Here is a 21,837-nt window from a genome sequence, read left to right as displayed (position 1 = left end):
GGCTGTGTCAGAACCAAAAGAGCTCTAGCCGTCCAGGCTGTCACGCACGCGGACCATGGCAGCGGTGAGGCCACTCCATTCCTCTTCAGTCGTCTCCCATCCGCCGCTGATACGTAGGACGCGCTTCATTTCCTCCTGTGTGGCGCCGATGGCTTGCAGCACTTGGGAGGCGCCATCATGTCCCGCGCTGCATGCCGAGCCGGTGGAGACCGCAAAGCCCTGCTGGCTGAGACGTGCGAGCCACTTGCGGTGATCGTGCCGCGGCAGGATGAGCATGCTGGTATTCCAAAGGCGTTGCGTGCCCTGGCCCACAATCTTCGTGCCGGGGATGGAAAGGTTGATTTGTTTTTCGAAGGCTTCGCGCAGTTCGACCTGGGCAGACATCGATTCCAGCCTGGACATGAGATGCTCCAGCACGGTCACCATGGCCTCGATGGAGGGATAGTTCTCCGTGCCCGCGCGCCGTCCTTCCTCCTGTGGTCCGCCCGTGAGGAGACCGAGAGCTTCATCTTCGGAACTCAGCACGAGAAATCCGACGCCCTTGGGGCCACCGAACTTGTGGGCACTGCCGGTGATGTAGTCGCAACATTGTCCCAGTTGTATGCCGGGCATCTTGCCGATCCACTGGGTGGCATCGCAGTGGAAACGTACGCCAGCATCGCGACATGCAATTCCGATCTGAAGCCAGGGGAGCAAGGTGCCGCATTCATTATTCGCCGCCATGAAAGTGGCGAGTGCGGGACGCTGGGTTTGTAATGCAGTGGTGAAGGCCTCCCAGTCCAGCGAGGTATCGGGCCGTGGGGGCACTTCCCGCACACGCTTGCCGAAGGCTGCACGCAAGGGCACCTGCACGCTGGGGTGCTCCATGCAACAGGTGAGGACGGTGCTGTCACCCGGGAGCTTCGCAGCGAGCATGCGCAGCACGGCGTTGTTCGCTTCCGTGGCTCCTGAGGTGAAGACAATGCGTTGGGGCTCGCACTCCAGCAGCTTGCCAAGTCGTTCACGCGCTTCTTCCAGCCGGTGTTTGGTCTCCGCGGCTTCGCGGTAGAGACCGGAGGGGTTGTGCCAGTGACGCTCGCTTGCCTTCAGCCATGCTTCACGCGCCACGGGATGGAGCGGCGTGGTGGCGTTGTGGTCAAAGTAGCCGGGCATGGGTGGGAGTTAGCGTGCAACGGAGATGCGAGGTATGCAAGGAGGCTTCGCCTCGTGAATTTCCATCTCTTTGCTGCTTCGTTGCTTTGCGTTTCACCCTTCGTGGGTGACCCGCTCATTTCCCGCATACACATTCATGCGGTCGCCGCGGAGGAAGCCCACGAGGGTTTGCTTTGAGCCTTTCGCGAACTGCACGGCAAGGCTGCTGGGAGCAGAGACGGCGGCGAGCAGTGGAATCCCCCCCGCGAGCGCCTTCTGCATGATCTCGAAGGAGACCCTGCCGCTCACCATGAGGATGCACTTTGAAAGAGGCAGCATGCCCGACATGAGGGCGTATCCCAGTACCTTGTCGAGTGCGTTGTGGCGGCCCACGTCTTCGCGCAGGACGATGAGTTTGCCTTCGAGGTTGAAGAGCGCGCTTGCGTGCAGGCCGCCAGTTTGATCGAAGGTGGACTGCGCCGCGCGCAATTTGTCCGGCAGACTCAGCAGCAAATCGGATGACACTTGCCAGTCCGCGCTGACGTGTGGAAATTTCTGAAATACGGAATCGATTGTCGCCTTCCCGCACACTCCGCAACTGCTGCCGGAGAACACATGGCGCGTGAGCGAATCCCAGTCCACCTGAGTGCCGGAGAGGAGCACGTCCGCCACATTGCCCTGCCCTTCAGAGCGGCTCGGGCACACGGAGAGCTCGAATATCTGCGAGCCGTCCTGGATGATCCCCTCGGTCAGGAGGAAGCCTGCGGTGAGTTCTTCATCATGTCCGGGGGTGCGCATCACCACCGCGAGGCTGCGACCTTCGACGCGAATCTCCAACGGCTCTTCCGTGGCCACGACATCCTGCTCGCGCGCGATGGGGATTCCCCGCACCAGTCGCGAGAGCCGCACGGGCGTTGAGGCATCGGTGTCGGCGTCAGGGGAGGTCATCGGGAGTGTTTACGTTTTTGAACTGGCCTTCCTCAAGGTGTGAGGGGTGCCGCACGAGCATCAAGCCTGCGTCCACCGCAGCTTGCGCGAAGTTCTGCAGGCGAAAATCATGAGCCTGCACGGCGGTGCGCAACAATGGGAGCACCTCCACAGGGTAGAGGGCAGCGAGGGGTTCGTAGCCATAGGCCTCGGAACGAAATATCACACCACGCTTTGCAGGCTGGCCCTCCGCGACCATGCGGCACAGCAGGTCCGGGGTGATCTCCGGCATGTCCACGGCCAGGGCGAGCAACGGCATCTGCACATGCTCCATGCAGCGCAGCAGAGGAGGCAGTGGTCCGGCGTTGCCGGGCGGGTCATGCAGCACCTCCGCGCCCAGCGCCTGGATGTTCTGCTCTTCTCGGCAGGCAATGAGGAGTCGCGCGGGTTTCAGCGAGCTGAGCTTTTCGAGTTGCACGCTCCAGAGCGGGCTGCCTCCCCAGTCGAGCCATGCTTTGTCACGGCCCATGCGAAAGGACCTCCCTCCGCAGATGAGTGCGGCGGCGAATGCTGGAAGGTCTTGTGCCTGGTCCATGGGAATGTCTTTCTTCTTCTTCCTTCAGCCGTTCCGCCTCAGCATGCCATCACTCAAGATGCGCGCGCGGAGACCGCCGTTTCCTTTGAGCAACTGCTCCGCGCCTTCTCCAAAGGCCTGGTTCATCCAATAGCATGGCGCGGCTTCCTGAGTGCCGATGAAACGCACACCCTGTACATCAAACTCCGCGCCGATGAGGCTGTTCAGGTCCGCCCCGCGCACGATGATATTCCGCCGGAAGACCGAGGGGTCCTTGTCCGTGACCTGCATCTGTTCGCAGAGCCGCTCGTACACTTCCTCGGAGAAGAAGGTGGCCTGTCCTTTGAAGTTCTCCTTGAAGTCGAAATAGCGGTCTCCTCTGAGCCCCTTTCCCGCCACGCACTCCACTTCCACGACCTCCTCCATGGGCGTCTCACCCGCGGGCTTGCCGTGGTGTCCCACGAAGATGTGGGCAGGGGAAATGTAGATATGCCGGATGATCATGGGTCCTTCCTAGAGGATACGCATGCCGTACCCGTGCTGCAATGTCCGCCGAAGGGAACCCGCACCGATTCTTGCCACCCACGGCATTTCCCTCCACACTCCTTTCCACCATGCGCCCGCACCCCCTTTTGCTCGTGCTTTTTCTCCTGCTTTCACCACAAGTGAAATCGGCGGAACCGGAGTTCCCCCTCACCGCCGATTCGAAGCCGCAGCCGGATGTGCCAAAGGGGGAGCTGATCAAGGACACCTACACTGCAGATGGAAAGAGTTGCTTCCCAGGCACCCAGCGCGAGTACCAGCTCTACATCCCCCAAGGGCTCGACCGGTCCAAGCCTGCTGCCTTCATGGTGTTTCAGGATGGCGTCATCTACCAGGCGCCGGTGGTGTTCGACAACCTGATCGCGAAGAAAGACATCCCACCGCTCATTGGTGTCTTCATCAAGCCGGGCGTGATACCTGCAGCCGATGGGAATGCGCTACCGCGCTTCAACCGCAGTTTCGAGTATGACAGCATCACGGACACCTACTCCCGCTTTCTGATTGAGGAGTTCCTGCCAGCCATCGAAACGAAGCACGGGATCAAGCTCAGCGCGGACCCCAATGACGCGGCGATCTCAGGGAACAGCAGCGGTGGCATTGCGGCTTTCATGGTGGCATGGCACCGGCCGGATCGCTTTCGCCGCGTTTTCACTGGAGTTGGCACCTACGTGGGAATCCACGGTGGGGATCGTCTTCCCGTGCTCGTTCGCAAGTTCGAGCCCAAGCCCATCCGCATTTTTCTCCAGAGTGGCACCGGAGATAACAACCTCTACTGCGGCGACTGGTGGATGGCGAACCAGATGATGGAGCGCTCCTTCACCTGGGCTGGTTATGACGTGAACCACGCTTGGAGTGAAGGTGGGCACAATCAGAAGCACGCCTCTCAAATCTTCCCGGATGTATTGCGCTGGCTCTGGCGCGACTGGCAGACGACCAGGGAGATCAAGGCGAATGCCAGGGGCGAGTCGAAGTGGAAGGGGTACGAAGTGTGCCAGGCAGAAAAGGGCTGGGATGTCGCAGCCCGCATGGATGATGTGGTCTCCTTCAAGGTCATGCAGCGCGGACCCAAGCATCAGCTGTGGTCATGGGAGCACCTCGCTTCAGACAAGGCTGGTGTCGTGTATGTCGTCGAGAACGACACAGGGACCATCGTTTCTATTCCAGCGAATGGTCCGGCGAAAATTTTTGCTTCCGGGCTCGAAGGCATAACATCCATTGTCCCATGCAATCAGGAGGGCATCATTGCCAGCATCCAGAACAGGGACACTTCACCTCCGCAGCATACGTTGGTCTCGCTGGATGGTGAAGGGAAGGTGACACGCACGGTGACTGGTGCGAGAAATGGCTCCCTTTGCGCCAGCTTCAATGGTCGTGTTTATGCGGCATGCTATTCCAACATTGCGGGGGAATCTCCCGTGGGTGATATCAGAGACGTGGGAAATACCCTGCCTTCGATTGTCTCCATTGCTCCTGATGGAGCCATGACGCGACGGACCAAGTATGCGGATCTTCCCTTTTCTGCAGGAAGGCTGGCTTTTTCACCGGATCAGACGCTCCTCTACGCATGCGACTGGCAGCAACCGGAGGTGATCAGCTGGCAGGTGCAGCCGGATGGCTCCCTCAAACATGGGCAGCGGTTTGTAAAACTTGATACCGAGGAGGGTCCGGTCAACTACCCCCGCGGCATCTGCGTGGATACGGATGGCCGTGTGTATGTGGCGACCACACTTGGCATTCAGGTATGTGATCAGGCTGGGCGGGTGAACTTCATCATTCCCACGCCTGAGAAGCCATTTGATGTCTCCTTCGGCGGCAAGGATCTGAGCGAACTCTTCATCGCCTGCGGAAAGACGGTCTACAGGCGCGCCATGAAGGTGCACGGCATCGCCAGCGGCCAGATGGCGCCCATCAAGCCGGCACCTCCAAAGCTCTAGTACCGTATGCTGCCCTCGTTGCTGAGTCCACAGAACACCGGTATTCAGCCTGCGGTGTGGGCGTTGCGTGCATACTGATGCTGATTCGGTTTCCACTCTCTCATGTCGCTCCTCACCCTCGCACTCTTGTTCCTCGCCGGATTCGCGGGTGGATTCATCGATGCCATTGCGGGCGGCGGCGGGCTTATCGCGGTGCCGGCGCTTCTGGCTTCCGGCGTGCCACCGCAGGTGGCGCTGGGGACAAACAAGTTCCAAGCCTGCTTCGGCACTGGCATCGCCGTGTGGCGCTATGCGCGGGCCGGACTCATGAAAACTCCCTGCCTGTGGCTTGCGGTGGTGCTCTCCGGACTTGCCAGCATGGGTGGGGCCATCGCCGTCAGCGTGCTTAGCAAGGAAGTTCTGAAGCAGCTTATTCCGTGGATGCTCGCTGCCGTGGCGGTGTATACCGCACTGAACCGCCACTTCGGCATCCACACTGGTCCGCGCCGGATGCCGTGGCTGACCTTTGCCATTCTCTTCGGTATCGCGCTGGGATTCTATGATGGATTCTTTGGCCCGGGAGTGGGTTCTTTCTGGACGGTAGCCCTGGTGGCTTTGCTGGGTTTGGATCTGCGCTCCGCCACGGGCTACACCAAGGCAGCAAACCTCGCCAGTAACGTCGGAGCGCTGGCCATTTTCCTCGTGAATGGCTCGGTGCATTTCGTCGCGGGTGGCGTGATGATCGCCGGGCAGCTTCTGGGTGCGCGTCTCGGCTCCGGGATGGTCATCAAGCGAGGAGCGGCCTTCATCCGTCCGGTGTTCCTTACGGTGGTTTTTGTGATGACACTCAAGCTCCTGTGGGACGCATGGCGTGGCTGACCCCATTGTAGCAGGCTCCTCCAGAAGCCTTGCCTCTGCATCTGCCTAGGTCTTGAGGATCTCCTCCTGATCTCCTCCACTGTTGTTTTGTCTTCCTCTTCGCGAAGATTCGTCTTACGCTGGTTTCCCTGTCGGGTTCAAACTTTGCATTGCGTCTCGCCATGAAACTCCTACCGCTGCTCCTTGCTGGCGTCTTCTTCACCGCGGTTGCACCACGCGTTGCCGCCATTCCGCAATCCGTTGGAGGTTTGTTTCTCAACGCCAGCGGCAACCCGCGTCATCTTCCCATTGAGGATTGGTTTAAAGAAGCCGGCCATTGGCAGCTCTCGAAGCTGCCACAAGTGCCCTGGATCATGGGCACGGACTCCACTGGACGCATGCTGAATGACCCAGGCCAGGTGTTTGGATTCGCCGCAGACAATGTGGTGGTGAACAACTCGGAGACCGGCCCCGAAATCACCTCGGTGGCCGTGCAGTTCAGCGCGGAGAAAACCAAGGTGCCGCGATCCGATTTGCTGAAGCGCCTCTCCCGCACCGTGGCGACCTTCACCGGAGCCGCCGAACAGAAGCTCACCGATGGGGGCCTTTCCTTCGCAGGCAAGGAGTACACCGTGGTGCTGAAGGAATGGAAGTCTGGCGCGGTGATCGCAACCTTGAAGCGCTGACGGGCGCCGCCTTGCCATGCCTCACGCGTCGCGCCGGAGTCTGCTGCTGTCCTGGTTGGCAATGTGGTGTATCACATCACATCCGGCGCTGGGCCTCGACTCGCCGGCGTTCGAGCGCGCCCTGGGAACACCTGACGTCTGGAAGATGCCGGATTTCATCCGGCTTTGGGTGCGTGATCCCGCAGATGCGAATGCACCTGTATCCCGCGCCGCACTGGGCGATGAGGTGGAGATCTTTGGCATCAGGCCGGATGCCATTGCCGCGCGGTTCCTGCCCACTGCGGAGGTGCATTCCGTCACGGTGGTGGTGCTGGATGCGGGGAATTTTTTCGGATTCGGCAACTCCAATGTGCAGGGCGAATCCTTCGAGGCGGCACGGGTGCGGTTTGATAACGAGTTTGCCTTGAGAAAGCAGCGTCTGCAGGATGGCCTTCGCAAGATGGGCATGCAGCCGCAAGGTGAGGTGATGCTCGGAGAGCGTGGCGGCTTGCGATTGCGCACACAGCTCTGGATGGGTGCGGGCGGTATTGCGCGGGTGTTGAGCAAGGAGAAGCAACTGCTGCAGGTGGACTTCTTCCGCAATGAGGCGGAAGCACGCAGCCTGCTGGCACGATCCGCGGGGGCTTCAGCGACTCCCGGAGCGCGGCCTTCTGCTCTGGGAAACATGACACCGCGACCCGCCTCGGATGCCCAGCCTGAGTCGCGCATCCCGGGCGTTCCCATGCTGCCTCAGGGGAATCGAGGCTATTGCGGCGTGGCCATCCTCGCGATGATTGGCCATCACTTCGGACTCACGTGTAGTGTGGAGGAGCTGGCGGTGGTGAATGGCTTCACCTACGGAGCGGAGTCGAATCCGGACATCCGGGAGATGTTTGGGCAGATCGCACGGGAGGCAGGCATCAAGGCGCAGCGTTCACCGAGATTCGATATCCATCTGATGAAACGCACCATCGACTCGGGCATGCCGGTGGTGGTCTTTCGCCGTTGGTCCCAAGAGCGGGATTATTTGCACAGCGCCTATTCCGCCCGAATTGCACGGGGCGAGAAGGCAGAGCTGCCTGTGGCGGGCAGCGAGGATCGCAAGAGCTGGCCAGGGAAGGATGCGCCGGCTCATGCTAGCATCATCAATGGGTATCGCGATGACCGTCGCGAGGTGATCTTCACAGAAAGCTGGGGGCCGCAGGCGCGAAATCGCAGAATGCGCTATGAAGAGCTGGAAGGCACCAGCTACTATGTGGTGTACTTCAGCAAATGAGCGTTCCCGCAGCGAACAGATTCCCCAAGCGCGCTGTCCCATGCGGGATGAAGTTTTCCCTGCGTGTGATCTGGCTTTCGCTTCTGCTGCTCGGAGGCACCGCCCTGATTGGGCGCGAGTGGAAGAACGGCGATGGCCGCACGCTGGAGGCGGAGATGCTGGGGGTGGAGAAGGATCGTGCCGTCGTCATGCTGCCCAACCGTCAGCGTGCGAACTTGCGCATTGCGGATCTCTCAGAGGCTGACCAATCCTGGGTCAAGGAATGGGCCACCGGTAAATCCACGCTGCAGGCGCTGCCGCCTCCTCCGCCGTGGCCCGCAAATATCCAGCAGCCACCCATTTTCGTGAAGGATGGTGGATCGAGTGAGGGCGAGTACACCTTCAGCAGCAAGCACTACGACTTCGTGTGTGATGCGGAGATGTCCACGGCGGTCATGAATGACTTCGCCACGGTGGCGGAGGGCACCATCAAGCTGCTCCATTCCCTGCCGGTGACCTTCCCTTCATTGGAGGGCCGGACCTTGCAGGCGCGCATTGTGCGCAGCCGGGAGAACTATGCGCGTGCGGGTGGTCCTGAGGGCAGTGCAGGGGTCTTCATCAGCAACGGGCGCGGTGAGGGAGTGCTGCTCGTGCCGTTTGAAAGCCTGGGCATCGTGAACTTCATGGGCAAGAACACCAAGGGAGATGGCTACAAGGCCACCGTGCTCATCCATGAGATGGCCCATCAGATCACCTCGGATCTCATTCCGCTCATGCCCCGCTGGATGACAGAAGGCATCGCAGAGTACGCGGCGATGATTCCATATCGGAGCGGGGTGTTTTATCTGGGCGAGCGGGAGCGGGTGCTGGCCATGCGGCAGCGCATCGAGTTCTACCAGCAGCTTACGCGGGCCGGAGTGGACTTCAGCGGACAGTGGGTGATGAAGCCCAGTGAGCTGGTGAAGACGCGCTCAGAGGAGTGGGATACCACAAAGCAGGGACACGACGCCCTGATTGCCCTGCATCGGCTCTACATCTCCTCCATGTACTTCGTTCACTACCTCATGCACCTTGCGGACAATGGTGATGCCCGGCGCATCCGAAACTACTTCCATGTGGTGGGCGACGGCTCGCGCTGGCTCCGCACCCGCGGACGGGAGGGTTCGCTTCCTCCAGAGGTGGAGGGCAATGAACGCGCCTCCCTGGAGGAGGTGCGTGCCATGTTTCTCAAATCGCTCTTCGCACCGGACGAACTGGACGCCATCGATGCGGATTTCGAGGCGAAGTACCGCGCGCTGGGTGTGGGGCTGAGGTGAGCTGGCGTTGGCAGGCGCTGGCTCCGATAGCAAAGCGGAGTGCGCTACTTCTTGGTCGGCCGATTGGTCTTATCAGACTTATCATTGAGTTCCCTCCGCAATACCTCTTCCTTGATCGCGAGGATTACGAGCTTTGAGCTGTACACCGTGTGCAACGTCGCGAACACCATGTGCAGCACCAGCACGAGCAGAATCGCCAAACGTCCCCACGCCGGCTTCTTCCACGCGATGAGTCCTGCCACGACATAGGCTGCCAAAATGTACCAGGAGATCTCTCCGAACCACCGGAACGCCAGGAACACGGAGGGGAGCAGTCCCCATGGATAGCGCAGCGGCTCGATGAGCTCGCTGACATTTTCGCGGAGGTGGAAGGTGGGGATGGCGCTGGCGAGGGTGACCATGAATAGCCAAAGCAGCCACCATGATACTGGAAGAGTCGGCGGACGTGGCAGGGACGTCTCCTCAAATTGCCTCGTAGATACTGCTTCTTCCGGAGTACTCGCTTTTCGCCCCATCAAATACTTCACCGCCGATCCCAATCCGGAGAATTTGAAACTCGGATCCACATACTTCTCGATCACGTAGAAGGCGAAATAATACGCCCGGCAAAAGGCCCAAACGCACATCGCGAGCAGCAATGCCTTCTTCCAGGCCGCAAAGTCATTCCCGAGAACGACGAGTATTCCTGAAAACACGCCGATGACCACGAACAGCGCGGCCTTGAGCTTCATGCTGGCGAAGCTGGTCAGATCACGCATGGGCGGAGGAGAAGCGGTTGGCGTTCCTACTTCTTCTTGCTCGCAGAAGCCATTCCTGCCTCGATGTCATCTGCCTCAATGGGGATGTGGTCCATGAGATCCACCGCACCCTTCTTGGTGATGAGCACATCATTCTCCAATCGGATGCCAATGCCCTGCTCACGGATATAGAGTCCCGGCTCGACGGTGAAGACCATGCCGGGCTCGATGCGTCGCCAGGAGCTTCCCACATCGTGCACATCCAGGCCCAGGTGGTGGCTCGTGCCGTGCATGAAGTACTTCTTGTAGGCGGGCTTCTCCGGATCCTTCTCCAGCGCCTCTTTCACTTCCTTCTTGGTGAGAAGCTTGAGCTTGAGAAGCTCCTCTTCCGTGACAGCACCCACCTTCTCCTGATATTCCTTGAGCAGTACCCCGGGCTTCAGCATTTTCATGGCCTCACGCTGGACCTTGAGCACCGCATTGTACACGGAGCGCTGCCACTTGGTGAAGGTGCCACTCACCGGGATGGTGCGTGTCAGGTCCGCATTGTAGTTGCCATAGCGTGCGCCGAAGTCGGTGAGCAGCAGGTCGCCGTCCTGGCATTGGGAATCGTTCGTGTTGTAGTGCAAGGCACAGGCATTCTTCCCACTGGCGATGATGGGGGAGAAGGCATGGCCCTGTCCACCCTTGCGGATGAACTCGTGAATGAGCTCCGCCTCGACCTCATACTCCATCACTCCGGGCTTCACGAAGTGAAGCAGCCGTTGAAAAGCGGAACCGGTGATGTCGATGGCCTGCCTGATGACCTTCACTTCATCGGGACTCTTGATGACGCGCAATTCGTGCAGGATAGGCGCGAGACGGTGGTAGTGATGCAGGGGGAACTCGTGCTGGCACCGCCGCGTGAAGCGCATCTCCCGCGTTTCCACATCCACCGCAGCACGGAGATGCTCGTTGCTGTTGAGGTACACGTTCTCCGCCTGGCACATCACGTGGCGGAAGACATCGTTGAAACGGTCCAGCCAATGGATGGACTTCACGGGAATACCGGTGCGTTCCGCTGCCTGCTGCTTCGTCAGCTTCTCACCTTCCCAGATCGCGATGTGCTCATTCGTCTCGCGGACAAAGAGCATCTCCCGCTGCTTTTCATCCGGGGCATCGGGAAAGAGGATGAGCACCGTCTCCTCCTGATCCACGCCGGTGAGGTAGAAGAGGTCGCTGCTTTGCACGAAGGGCATCGTGCCATCCGCGCTGGTGGGGTAGATGTCATTCGCGTGGACGATGACCACCGCACCGGGCTTCAGTTTTTTGCGCAGCCGTTTGCGGGCATCGGCAAACAAGGAAGAGGGAAGCGGACGATAGCGCATGCGTGGAGAGTGAATGGTGGGAGCGCAGCCGTCAATAGTGTGGCGTCACTCCCCGGCGTCGGCTGTGTTTTTGGTGCCGTTCTTCTTGCGATCTTCCTCCATCCACTTGGTGACCTGGGGGAGGAAAGTCTCGACGGGCAGGGCATAGTTCGTCACCCGATCCACCCGTGCAATGTTGAGGGCCACGGCACGGCCTTCGAGATCAAAGAGCGCCCCACCGATGTCCTCTGGCTGCAGCGGTTGGTCGTGCTGGATCACTTCGGGGAAGTTGTCGGTGCGCAGGGACACACCGTGGTTGGCGAAGTCCTCGCCCAGCCAGTTCATGATCACGTGCTTCTTGCTGGCGAGCTTCACCTCGCATTCAGACTCGGCTCCTTTCCGGGAGTAGAGGACCTTCACCACATCACCCGGGCGGTGGGCGGAGATGATGCGGGCGACGTTTTCATTGCGGAAGACTTTCTCCCCGTTCACCGCCATCACCACATCATCATCTTTGAGCCCTGCCCTGTCTGCAGGGCTGTCGTCCGCGACCTCCTCGATGATGACGCCGACCTCGGCGTCGTCCACCCCGAAGCGCACCCCGAGCACCGCACCGGAATCCGGAATGGCGCGCCGGCGGGCACTCATCACGCCCATGCGGATCTCTTTCGAGCGGCCTGTCATGGAGAAAAGCCACTGCCCGATCTTGAGCGACATGGATTCCCCCCATTTCACGGGCGGCAGAGCGGAGTCTTCCATTTTCAGGAGGACCACATTGAGGGTGTCATCCTCTTTTACCACTCGTACGTCGACGGAGGATCCATCGGCCAGGTGAGCGCGCAAGGGTTTGCGTTGCGCCGCCTCACTGGCGGCAGTGATGACATAGCCGTCCTGTGAAACAACCACTCCAGGCACGGATTCCTTGTCTGTGGCGCCGATGCGGACCGTGCCGGAGGTGGCGCCTTCGCGAACGCTGCCGAGGGCCTCCAGAGTGGCACTGCCGTTGGTGCGATCTTCATCCGTCAGCACCCATGGATCTGCTGCCGGGAGCGCGGGAGATGCAGTCAGCAGGGCACCGAGCGCCAGACAGAAGAGGGCGCTGCGCGTTGCGGGAAGGGCTGGGAGGATGGGGTTCACCACGGTGTATCAGCTTCTACTATCTCCAGTCATTCCTGGGGTTGCTTTCCCAGCTTCACTTCGATGAGACGTTCCACGGTTCCTGACTTCACCTTGAGTGTCACCAGTTCGCCGGTGCGTCGGGCCCGGATGGCTTCCCGGAATTCCGGGCGCGCTGCCATCTTCTTGTTGTTTACACTGAGAATGATATCGCCTTCCTTGAGTCCCGCTTTCGCCCCGGGGGAGTCTGGCGCCACCTTGCGCACGGTGAGGCCTGCGTCCGTGCCTTCCGTGTAGATGCCCATCCATCCGCCGTTGCCCTGCTCCCAAAGCGTGACGGACTCGCCCTTCTTCATCATATCCCATGAGCGCAGAAAGGGGGCCATGCTCACGTGCAGATTTTGATCCCTGCCTGTCCAGATGCGGCTGTGGATGCCGATGACCTCGCCATTCAAATTGAAGAGGCCGCCTCCACTGTCGCCCCCCATGAGCACACAGTCACTCTGCAGGGTATTGGCGGAGATCTTCACCAGCTTGCCAATGCGAAGGACCGGGCCGCGAGCGGCATCCCAACCGCCGGGGTTGCCGATGGCGAAGCACCACTGCCCAATCTTCAGCTCACGGACATCGCGGGCCAGCGCGGCGTAGGGCCAGGCCTTTGCGGGTGGGGGGAGCTGGAGCATGCCGGCGTCCGTGGCAGTGTCCACACCCAGGCTGGTGGCCTCCACCGTGCGGCCATCATGCAGCACGATGTTTGCCTTCTTCTTTCCCCCATCCGTCACGTGTGCTGCGGTAAGGATGAGACCGCTGGGGCTCACAATCACCCCACTGCCGGTGCCGCCACCGCACTGAACGGTGACGACGGCCTGACGGGCCCGGTCAAACTGAGCCTGTACCTGGCGCTGTACGTTCAGCAGGTCCTCCAGCTTGATTTCCTTTGCCAGTACCGCGGAAGAATTCACCGTCAGGCAGGTGAGCAGAAGGCAGAGATGCAATTTCAGGGGCATTTAAGGATAGAAATATAAGTATACCGGCTCTGCGGACGGCATTCAAAGAGTTTGGGCTCTACGTTGGCTCTGGCGTTTGGATGCCGGCAAAGGAGGATAGGCGGGCGTTTATTTCCGCTGAATTGTTGAACCGTGCCAGCCCACCTGCTGTCGCAATTTCATAGAAGGGAGGTGAATTCTATGTTGGACCTCATCGTACTCGGGTTGGTGTGCCTCGTCGCGCCCTGGTTTGCGAAGATGTCGGGCTACGAAACGCCCCGCAAACCCTTCGACCTGGTGGGCATAGCAGGCATATTCTTCCTGCTTGGCACGTCCCTCTCCATGGTGGTGGATCATGTGGCCTGGCTGAAAGTGCTGGGGACATTCATACTTGGTCTGCCCTATGCCGTGGGTGTGCTGCTGCTGACGCTGGGCGCCCTGTGGGGCACCATGGAAGTGCTCCGCGAGCCTGGTCACATTCTGGGCAAACACACCATCTGACGGTGCCGCCGCACCCATGGACGCAAACCCGGGCCGGAGCTGCCCGGGCGGCCCCGGCTGGTGATTCGCCGGCCGGGGAATTGGAAGGCCACGCGCCTGCCGCGTGCTACTTCTCAAAGCAGCGCCACAGGTAGCTGAGCTCGTCATCGAGTTCCTTCTCGGCCACCATCGGCTTGATCACCTCTTCGAGGGTCTGGCGGAACTTCCTGCCGAAACGGGACACGCGCTGGCGCATGTTCACCTCCGTGATGCCGAGCTTGGCAGCGGCGGTGCTGTAGCTTTCACCTTCGCCACGCTTGCGCAGAAGGAACTCCTGCAGCGTCTCGAATTCTTCACCGCGATTCTCCGCCACGAACTTCGCGCGCAGACGATCGAGCGCTTCACGGAAGGTTGCTACCGTCCATGCGCGGTCGAATTCCTTGTCCGGCGTGTTCTCGTCCTTCGGTTCCACTGCGGTGCGATTTGTCTCGCTGGGGAATTCTGCGGCCACGTGGATGATGCGGCCACCGCGCTTCTGTGCCTGCTGCTTGCGGCGGTGGTTGGAGACGTAGTTGTCCAGATAGCTCAGCAGGAAGGAGCGGAAGCGCCCCTTCTCTGGATCTGCACGGCGCAGGTATCCCCCGTGGATCAGCCAGGTGATGAAGGATTGCGCGATGTCCTCCGCATCGTGGTGCTCGTAGCCATGCTTGAAGCGCAGAGCGACGTAGATGGGGTGGCGATAGATGCGGCAGATCTCTTCCAGCGCGCTCAGGCCCTCCTTGCTGTCAGCCCCATCCTTGGCGCGGTTCACGACGTCCCAGCGTGTGACGAAATTGGGGTCATGCTGTCCTCGCCCTGTGGTCGTGCTGGGGAACGATGAGGTCGGATAGTTGTCGCTCATAGCGGGTAAAGGGAAACGGGCAAGACCCTAGGACGAAGCAGGAACCGAGCCTGCCCAGAGTTCAAGGATACGCGAATCGTGGCGCGGAGCCACGATATTTTTTGCCTGCCCTTGACCCCGGCTTTCTCAGGATGCCGGGCAATTTCAGGACCTTGTGACTCTTGTCCTCCCGAAAATGTCGAAAGTCCTGTCACAAACCCGGGGCGATCCAAATGCACCCATCAAGAGCCGCTGCCTTCGGCGATGGAAGTGGCGGCTCCCAAAAAACCCCCACCGGCGCATTTCGACCGCCAGGAGTGCGCCGGACGGGGAGCCACTCCCATGAGCACTTTGTTGACAACACTTGCAAAAACCCCACTCCGGGGTGAAACCCAGCCAGCCAGGAAAGAGTTTCACCCTCCCAAGGACATGTCCCTCCGCCCCCCCTTTTTCCGCTTTGTACTGGCCCTGATGGGGGCGGCGATGCTGGTCTGGGGAGCCCGGGAAGTGGCATTGAACATCCCAGGTCTGCAGACCATCAACCTGTTCGAAATCAGCAGGACATTCACGATCGTGATGATCACTGCCTCCGTGGCAGTGGTGGGCATGGCATGGGTTCCCAAGCCTGTGTTTGGCTGGCTTTGCTGGCTGGTTGCCGTCGGTACCTTGGGCTGGATGGCGTGGGACCAGTGGTCCACGCTTCAGGAGTTGGGGAGGAAATTCGCCGAGGCCAAGGCCGAGGGCATGCCCATGCCGGACCTCGACAAGATGTTGAAGGAGACCCAGATCAAACCGGGCGCTGTGGCGGTGGTCTCCGGCTTGGTGATCCAGTTCGTGGGTCTGTGCCTGAAGCGGAAGCCGAAGCGGACAGATTAGGAGGTTAGGCGTCCCGCCTGACAGTGGGCGTTGGGCCTCTGGCCTGACCGCATCTCCCCATCGCCCTCACGGCGCTGGCACCGCTACCAGTCCCTTCTCCGCATCCGCTCTCACGAGGCGCACGCGTGCTGTGTTCTTCTTGTCCTTGTCCACCTTGTTCTCTGCCATCAAAAATCTTCCATCCGGCAGCGCGGTGAGCCCCACGGCGGCGTTGATTTCCCACCGACCGGTGACCTTGAAGTCCTCATCTGCGCGCAGCAGCACCGGCGGCTTGCCGTAGCAGCCGAACCACCAGGCGCCTTTGGTATATTCCACCGTCTGGATTCCCATCAGGGTGTATCCACTATCCAGCACATGGCGTTTCACGAAGGTGAATTTCTCATCGTACTCGTACACGTAGTTCTCCTTCCCGTCCGGGGGCAGGCCGCCGACGATGAAGAAATGCCCGTCTTTCCATGTCATGCCACCCGCGCCGTGTACCGCTTCCTGCACGGGATGGCGGGCGAGTTCGGCGAGCGTGTCCCCATCGTACACGAACACCCACGAGTCCGCCTTGCCTGCAGGCTGGTTGAATTTGCCAAGGTTCACCGCGACATAGACCTTCCCATCGTGATGGCAGAGGTCGCCCTGGTGATCAGGTGCCGGCACGCTCTTGAGGATGTGGCCATCCAGATCCGTCTTCACCAGTGACTCGGTCCATGACCAGTAGATGGCGTCCTTTTCATTCGTGCAGATGCCCTGCACGTGCCGGGTGTACGAGTCTTCACAGGCAGCTTCGCGAAAGGCGGATGGCGGTGGAGCTGCGAAGCTGGCGGTAACGCAAACAGTGATGGCGGAGGCAACGAGGCGTGCGCGATGAAGAGATATCATGGGCATGAAAAAACGCACCATGGAGGGCGATTCTCGTAGCTGTCGATGCATTCACTCTGGATTCGGATGCGCCTCCTCAAGGAGCGGGAACGCCTCGTTCCCGAACCCCTGACGTGCTTATCACTCCGTCCGTTGCATGCAACGCCATGTTGCTTGCGTGTGTGTTGGGTGGCATCAGCCAGCGGTGTGCCGGTGCATGCAGCAACCGCTCGCGTGGCTACATCAGTCGTGCGGGAACGAGGCGTTCCCGGTCCTTGAGCGCTACGCTTCCCCTCCGCACCGATGAAGGGTCACAGTATTGATCAATACCTTCTCGCCAGCGTCGCCTGCCTGCGGGCCATGTAGCTGTCCGGCCCATTGGAGACCTGCTCCGCGGCCACGGGCTGTTGCTGTTGTTGTTGCTCGCCTTCATACGTGTTCTCTGTCATGCACTGGGAGAACCGGGTGAGCACCTCATGGGAGATGGCATTGAGCGTGGAGAGCACGTTGTGGCCGCGGGCGGCATTCGCTTCGAAGCTGTAGTGTCGGCGCTGGCCGTTGTTCAGCAGGTAGTCCAGGTACTCTACGGGAGCGGCGTTCGGAAGATCCCGCTTGTTGTACTGCAGTACGAGCGGGATCCGGTCGAGTGATTGCTCGTTGCCACGCAGGTTCGCGTGGAAGATCTCCCAGGACTTCAGGTTGTCCGCCATGCGATCGAGCTGGGAATCGGCGACGAACACAAGGCCATCGGCCTGGCGCATGACGAGCTGGTAGGTGGCATTGTACACCACCTGACCGGGCACCGTGTAGAGCTGGAACTTCGCGGTGTATCCATTCATGATGGGCGCCTCCACCGCAAGGAAGTCGAAGAAGAGTGTACGATCCGCCGCGGTGGACAGGCTCACCAGTTCCCCACGTGAGGCGGGGTCCAGGCACTTGTGAATGTGCTGGAGGTTTGTGGTCTTTCCGCCGATGGGCGTGCCACAATAGACAATTTTGAAACTGACCGTGCGCCGGTCTTCGTGAATGACGGCCATGAGCGTGCGCGGATCGCGATCCAGCGGGGGGGTTAGGCAGCCGGGAGATTCAGGAGCGGAGTGAGGGAGCGAGCGATCAAGGTGATGCGTTCGCGGAGGGCAGGGCCTTGTGTGCGCGGATCGTGCAGCACGCCCAAGGTGATCTCGCTCTGCAGCGAGAAGGTGATGACCAGCGCGCCGCTGTTCATGCTGAAGGTCTCGGTGTCGAGCGAGCCCGTGAGCTGGATGAGCGGCTGCACGTGGTGATGCAGCTTCGGCGCCTGATTGAGGAAGTGTTCGGCTTCCGCGCTGCCATTGCCTGCAGAAGCGAGGCAGGTTCCATCTCGCAGGCAGGCCACCGCGACAATGCCGGGCTGGCAGGCCAGAAGTTGTGCCACTGAAGCTGTGTCCAGCGGTTCGTCGGTGTTGAGCAGCGCGCGCAGCAGCATCTGGCTGGCGCTTTGATTGGCAGGTGTGGGCGGGATCACGCGGATGGCAGATTTGGTTATGCCGTGCGGCGGCTCGGCGGCTGTCGGCGCAATGGTGCGCGCTGGGGTGGAGACGGGTTCCGGTGTCTTGACGGCAGGCGGACTCTCTGCAGCCACTGGCTTGAAGTCGACGACCACATCCCTCTCAGGAACGGCGGCTTCCATTTCTGGCTCTTCCTTCAGGAAGGAGAAGGCTGAGGCAAGCTCTGCCGATTCCACGACGGACGCGGGTTCCGGATCCGGCGAGCCGGGAGGCAAAGGCCAGGAGCTGTGTGTGGCGGCAGGCTGGGGAGCTTCTGCGGGGGGCGGGACTTGGAAAAAGGGAGGAACCGGCGGCGGATTGGTGGGCGTACCGAAGACAAAGTCCGGGGTATTCGCATTCCCTGCGTTTGAGGGAGAAGGTGAGAAAGGCTGGAAAATTGGCGCTGCGGCTGCCGGAGCGGGAGCGCTGGCGCTCGGCTCGGGGAAGGGCTCGTTGGGGAGTGCTTTGCGCAGCTCACCCATCGGCAGATCCACCGAAAGATCTTGCCGGCAAGGCGTGATCAGGTTGCGCAGCTCCGGATCGAGGGCGGCCATGACCTGCGTCACGCGCAGGGTGACTTTCCCGCTGAGAAGCTGGGGACGGATGAGATCGAGCGGCAGGTTCACACGCACCCAGGAGGGAATGTGGTCCGGGCTCATGCCGATTTCGTGGGTCTTGCAGCCTTTCAGTACAGAGGCGAGGCTCAGGCTCACCTTCTCCGCAGGTCCGTGGACCGCGGCGTGAAGATGCGGCATCGGTCGCAGTTCCGGCGCTGGTGCAAAGACGGAACTGGAAATCGGACCAAGAGCAGGTGCAGACACGCTCGGGGGTGCTTGGGGTGCTTGGGGCGCGGGTGTGGGAGGTGCCACAGCAGGCGACGCGATGGGCGCAGGAGTTTCTGCAGCGGGGGTGGGGGCTGGCTCCATGGCGCGTTCTTCTACCGGGGCCGAAGGGGACCCCTCGGTGCGGCTGAGAGCCTGGATGCGCTCGAAAGGGTTCATTGCCGCAGGCGGCGGCTGGGCCGGGCGGAACAACTCCGGTGCGGGGGAGAAAGGACCGGGCTGCAATGGCGGAAGGGACGGCTCGCCGGGAGGAGCGAAATTCGCGGATCCCGGACCTGGCTGGAATGGAGTGTTGGCTGGATTGCCCTCAGATGGCGACAGGGCGAATCCAGGGAAGGCAGGCATCCCGGCAGCTGGGCTGGAAGGGGCTGGTGCCATCGGCACCATCGCAGGGGGAGCAGAGGCCGTGGGAAGTTGGGATTCGGCAGACGCTGGAATGTCGAGCGTTGTACCGTGCTCTGGCGGGAGAGAGGCCAGAGGAGTCGGTTGGGCCGGTGGTGGCACGGCGAAACCTGCAAACGGGCTGGCACCTATGCCAGGTTTGGTGGGTGTTGACATCCATGAGGGTGCGCCGGCGTTTCCAGTCGCAGGCCCCATTTGGGATGGTGTTGGGGGGACAAATGGAGCGGGCTCCGCTGGAGCCGCTGGGCCAAACGGCGAATTCACCGCTGGCGGAAGCGGAATTGGGGAAGGGGCTGCTGCCGGTGTGGGCGCGAAGGGAGCGCCACCCGACCAAAGGGGGTTCGATTGCTGATGGGATGCAGGAGCAGGGGATGGGGGCGGGCTTGCAGGTGTGAAGGGAGAAACGTTCTCGGGAGCGCTGACAGTGGGCCGGGTCGGGCTGGCGAAATCAAACGGCGCTGGCGCTTGTTTCGCCGGGTCTGGAAGGGCGGAGGCGAATGGCGAGGACTGAGCGCCCGGACCTGGCTCTGGAGCTGGTGCCGGAAGTTGCGGCGTGGGCGTCGTAGGAGGAGGGTTGGGCGAGCCGAAAGAAAACGGGCTGGATGCTCCTGGTCCCAAGGGAGCCTGTGGAGGGATTCCTACAGGAGCGGGTGCTGGCGCAGGGCTGCCGAAGGCCATGGAGGCGAATGAGGCAGCTGAGGTCGGAGCGAAAGGATTGGGCATGCCGGGAGCAAGCGCTCCCGGACCGGCCTCGGGGCCTCCACCGGCAACACCGAAGGGTGAGGCTGCGGGACCTTGTTCCGGTTTTGGTCCCTGGGTTGGGGCGCCAAAATTGAACGGAGAGGGATGAAAAAGAGTGGTCGAAGACTCAGTGTCCTCCGTTGGGTGCTCCGCTTGGACGAAAGGGGAGAAAATGCTGTTGCTTGCAGGTCCGCCCGCGAACCCGGGGGCTGATCCAGGAGGCGCGATGGCAAACGGAGAAGTTCCCGCCCCCGGTGCACCTGCGGGACCACTCTTCGGGATCAGTCCGGCAATCTTATGCGGAGGGATGGGAACGGTGCGATTGTCCTCCGGTGAAATCGGCGCCGGAAACAGGGCAGGACAAACGCGGTAGATCTCGAAAAGAGGGATCGCGGGTTGTCCACTGGAGAGGGCTCTCTCCACGATTTCATCCGCGAGGTGCAGCGGCTGGTTCAGAGCGACCTGCCGGTTGTTGAGAGCCTCAAGCGGCAGCCCGGGGAGGATGTCTCCCACGGTCAGTTCAGTCCGTCCCGAATCAGCAGGGGTGAAGGGAGTGAAGGGAGAGTTCATGGGAGCGGATGTGGAATCCCCTGCCTGATGTGCGGCGTTGGCAGCGAAGGGATTATTGGATGCGGACTGGAACGGGTTGGCACCCAGGGGAGGAAGAACGCTGCCTTGATTTGCTGACGACCCCGGGGCCAAGGGGTCCGCCCCTTTTTCTTTGCCGAAGAAACTGCGAATGGAGAATGCCATGAGCGGACAAAGAAAGATTTGGACGGAAGCCTAAACGATTACTAAAACTATATTGTTCATAGTTATAGCGTCAAAATTTATCCAGATCCTTTATTTACCTTAAATATCTGGCGCGTCTCTGGCAAGAGAAATGTCTCGCAGATGAGGGGCTTGTGAATTGGCTCGCAGGACTATCCGAACCGCGGGGGAAAGCTACGAACCCAAGTGACCCAACGCCAGCAGTCCATAGCTGGTGTATTCGGCATCGAGGTGATCGTCTGCCCAATGGCCGTAGAATCCTCCTTCGGCAGTCCAGAGGCTGTCGACAAAGTCGAGGCAGAGTTCGCGAACGTGTCCGAATGGGATCTGCAGGCCGTCCAGCGCATGGAGGGCGGTAGCGGTGCTGAGCAGGTCCGGGAGAGGGGCTCGTGGAGTCGCGAGAAAGCCGCCGCTGGGATGCAGTTGCTTCAAAATCCAGTCGCCGGTTCCTGAAGGCAGGGGGAAGGAAAGGTGCCGTGCGAGCGTGACTGCGGCGGCGGTAGTGGTGGTGGTACCTTCACGCATGCCGGGCTCGTTGGCAAAGGAGCCATCGGGAAGCGCCAGCGCTGCGAGCGCTTCCCCCAAGCGATCTTCCTGCGGCATGGGAAGTCCCAGATCATTGTAGGCGCCCCATGCGAGCAGGCCACCATAGGCTGAGCCAGCGGCTTTGCCCGGTGTGCCATGGTAACCGCCTTCCGATGTGCGGTACGTCTCGATGAGATCTGCCAGCCGGTGCTTCTGCTCGTCGGAAATGAAATCTCCACCGAGGTTTGCATGACACCGCGCCAGGGAGCATGCGTGGACAAAATCCAGTCCCTCACCTGCGCCAAAACTGCGCAGATAGGCAGACACCGTTGCCTTGGGTGCCTCAATCCGGAGGGCGAGCAAAGACTCGAGACCAAACACCGTGTAATACAGGTCCGGTTTCCCCTGCCGATCTGCGAACCCGCCTTCTGCTGTCACTTGCGAAAGAAGGAACTTCTCCACCAGCGACGCGGACTCCCCCAGCAACTTGGGCGCGAGCCGCGCTACCTGGAGCATTTCAAGACGGAAACTGCGCGGGGAAGCCATGCGGGCGTGCAGCGTGGCGCAGGATGTGGGAA

The 21,837-nt window shown here is 60.9% G+C and carries 20 protein-coding genes; 7 read left to right on the top strand and 13 right to left on the bottom strand.

Features of this window, described 5'->3' with window-relative positions:
* Positions 1 to 24 precede the first annotated feature (24 nt).
* The 4 genes from DES53_RS27490 to DES53_RS27475 all read right to left on the bottom strand — a co-directional run bounded on the left by DES53_RS27490 (position 25) and on the right by DES53_RS27475 (position 3,136).
* On the bottom strand, positions 25 to 1,152 hold the full coding sequence (locus DES53_RS27490) for a cysteine desulfurase family protein (RefSeq protein WP_113961549.1): 1,128 nt from the start codon (positions 1,150 to 1,152) through the stop codon (positions 25 to 27).
* Between the two features lie 93 nt (positions 1,153 to 1,245).
* Positions 1,246 to 2,079 carry a formate dehydrogenase accessory sulfurtransferase FdhD gene (gene fdhD / locus DES53_RS27485; protein WP_113961548.1) on the bottom strand — a complete coding sequence of 278 codons (834 nt, stop codon included), beginning with the start codon at positions 2,077 to 2,079 and terminating at the stop codon, positions 1,246 to 1,248.
* On the bottom strand, positions 2,066 to 2,653 hold the full coding sequence (gene mobA / locus DES53_RS27480; protein ID WP_113961547.1) for a molybdenum cofactor guanylyltransferase: 588 nt from the start codon (positions 2,651 to 2,653) through the stop codon (positions 2,066 to 2,068). The genes fdhD and mobA overlap by 14 nt, the downstream gene beginning before the upstream one ends.
* Positions 2,654 to 2,677: 24 nt before the next feature.
* Entirely contained in the window at positions 2,678 to 3,136 is a 459-nt protein-coding gene (locus DES53_RS27475; protein ID WP_113961546.1) for an MOSC domain-containing protein, read from the bottom strand.
* 110 nt (positions 3,137 to 3,246) lie between these two features.
* On the opposite strand from DES53_RS27475, the gene DES53_RS27470 reads away from it, so the two are divergent.
* From DES53_RS27470 to DES53_RS27450, 5 genes are all read left to right on the top strand, one after another.
* On the top strand, positions 3,247 to 5,109 hold the full coding sequence (locus tag DES53_RS27470; protein ID WP_170157464.1) for an SMP-30/gluconolactonase/LRE family protein: 1,863 nt from the start codon (positions 3,247 to 3,249) through the stop codon (positions 5,107 to 5,109).
* 102 nt (positions 5,110 to 5,211) lie between these two features.
* Complete coding sequence (locus DES53_RS27465; protein WP_113961544.1) at positions 5,212 to 5,967, top strand: TSUP family transporter; 756 nt, start codon at positions 5,212 to 5,214, stop codon at positions 5,965 to 5,967.
* 161 nt (positions 5,968 to 6,128) lie between these two features.
* Positions 6,129 to 6,632 (top strand): hypothetical protein, encoded by a 504-nt coding sequence (locus tag DES53_RS27460; protein WP_113961543.1) that lies wholly within the window; start codon positions 6,129 to 6,131, stop codon positions 6,630 to 6,632.
* Between the two features lie 16 nt (positions 6,633 to 6,648).
* Positions 6,649 to 7,887, top strand: a complete 1,239-nt coding sequence (locus tag DES53_RS27455) for a C39 family peptidase (RefSeq protein WP_147263656.1) — start codon at positions 6,649 to 6,651, stop codon at positions 7,885 to 7,887.
* A gap of 47 nt (positions 7,888 to 7,934) precedes the next feature.
* Positions 7,935 to 9,182, top strand: a complete 1,248-nt coding sequence (locus DES53_RS27450) for a hypothetical protein (RefSeq protein WP_113961541.1) — start codon at positions 7,935 to 7,937, stop codon at positions 9,180 to 9,182.
* Between the two features lie 44 nt (positions 9,183 to 9,226).
* Here DES53_RS27450 and DES53_RS27445 read toward each other — a convergent pair whose 3' ends face one another.
* From DES53_RS27445 to DES53_RS27430, 4 genes are read right to left on the bottom strand one after another with little or no spacing between them, the layout of a single operon-like run.
* Positions 9,227 to 9,940, bottom strand: a complete 714-nt coding sequence (locus DES53_RS27445) for a hypothetical protein (RefSeq protein ID WP_113961540.1) — start codon at positions 9,938 to 9,940, stop codon at positions 9,227 to 9,229.
* 26 nt (positions 9,941 to 9,966) lie between these two features.
* A complete protein-coding gene (locus tag DES53_RS27440) occupies positions 9,967 to 11,286 on the bottom strand; it encodes an aminopeptidase P N-terminal domain-containing protein (protein ID WP_113961539.1) in 1,320 nt (439 codons plus the stop codon).
* A 45-nt stretch (positions 11,287 to 11,331) separates the two neighbouring features.
* The gene (locus DES53_RS27435; protein WP_170157463.1) at positions 11,332 to 12,402 is read right to left on the bottom strand and encodes a S1C family serine protease; all 1,071 of its coding nucleotides are present in this window, start codon (positions 12,400 to 12,402) and stop codon (positions 11,332 to 11,334) included.
* Between the two features lie 29 nt (positions 12,403 to 12,431).
* On the bottom strand, positions 12,432 to 13,388 hold the full coding sequence (locus tag DES53_RS27430; protein ID WP_113961537.1) for a S1C family serine protease: 957 nt from the start codon (positions 13,386 to 13,388) through the stop codon (positions 12,432 to 12,434).
* 180 nt (positions 13,389 to 13,568) lie between these two features.
* Between DES53_RS27430 and DES53_RS27425 the strand changes: the two genes are divergently transcribed.
* Positions 13,569 to 13,868: a hypothetical protein gene (locus DES53_RS27425; protein WP_113961536.1), complete on the top strand. Its 300-nt coding sequence runs from the start codon at positions 13,569 to 13,571 to the stop codon at positions 13,866 to 13,868.
* A gap of 106 nt (positions 13,869 to 13,974) precedes the next feature.
* On the opposite strand, the gene DES53_RS27420 is transcribed toward DES53_RS27425, so the two are convergent.
* Positions 13,975 to 14,748, bottom strand: coding sequence for an RNA polymerase sigma factor (locus DES53_RS27420; protein ID WP_113961535.1), 774 nt, complete (start codon positions 14,746 to 14,748; stop codon positions 13,975 to 13,977).
* Positions 14,749 to 15,156: 408 nt separating this feature from the next.
* On the opposite strand from DES53_RS27420, the gene DES53_RS27415 reads away from it, so the two are divergent.
* The gene (locus DES53_RS27415; RefSeq protein ID WP_113961534.1) at positions 15,157 to 15,603 is read left to right on the top strand and encodes a hypothetical protein; all 447 of its coding nucleotides are present in this window, start codon (positions 15,157 to 15,159) and stop codon (positions 15,601 to 15,603) included.
* Positions 15,604 to 15,669: 66 nt separating this feature from the next.
* On the opposite strand, the gene DES53_RS27410 is transcribed toward DES53_RS27415, so the two are convergent.
* From DES53_RS27410 to DES53_RS27390, 4 genes are all read right to left on the bottom strand, one after another.
* A complete protein-coding gene (locus DES53_RS27410) occupies positions 15,670 to 16,473 on the bottom strand; it encodes a hypothetical protein (RefSeq protein ID WP_113961640.1) in 804 nt (267 codons plus the stop codon).
* A gap of 302 nt (positions 16,474 to 16,775) precedes the next feature.
* Entirely contained in the window at positions 16,776 to 17,489 is a 714-nt protein-coding gene (locus tag DES53_RS27405; protein ID WP_211325714.1) for a GTP-binding protein, read from the bottom strand.
* 32 nt (positions 17,490 to 17,521) lie between these two features.
* The gene (locus tag DES53_RS27400) at positions 17,522 to 19,165 is read right to left on the bottom strand and encodes a hypothetical protein (RefSeq protein ID WP_170157462.1); all 1,644 of its coding nucleotides are present in this window, start codon (positions 19,163 to 19,165) and stop codon (positions 17,522 to 17,524) included.
* Between the two features lie 1,743 nt (positions 19,166 to 20,908).
* Positions 20,909 to 21,805 carry a prenyltransferase/squalene oxidase repeat-containing protein gene (locus DES53_RS27390; protein ID WP_170157461.1) on the bottom strand — a complete coding sequence of 299 codons (897 nt, stop codon included), beginning with the start codon at positions 21,803 to 21,805 and terminating at the stop codon, positions 20,909 to 20,911.
* Positions 21,806 to 21,837 lie beyond the last annotated feature (32 nt).

Origin of the sequence: Roseimicrobium gellanilyticum, from assembly GCF_003315205.1 — a bacterium.
Classification (GTDB): domain Bacteria; phylum Verrucomicrobiota; class Verrucomicrobiia; order Verrucomicrobiales; family Verrucomicrobiaceae; genus Roseimicrobium; species Roseimicrobium gellanilyticum.
This window is presented reverse-complemented; position numbering and strand designations above follow the sequence as displayed.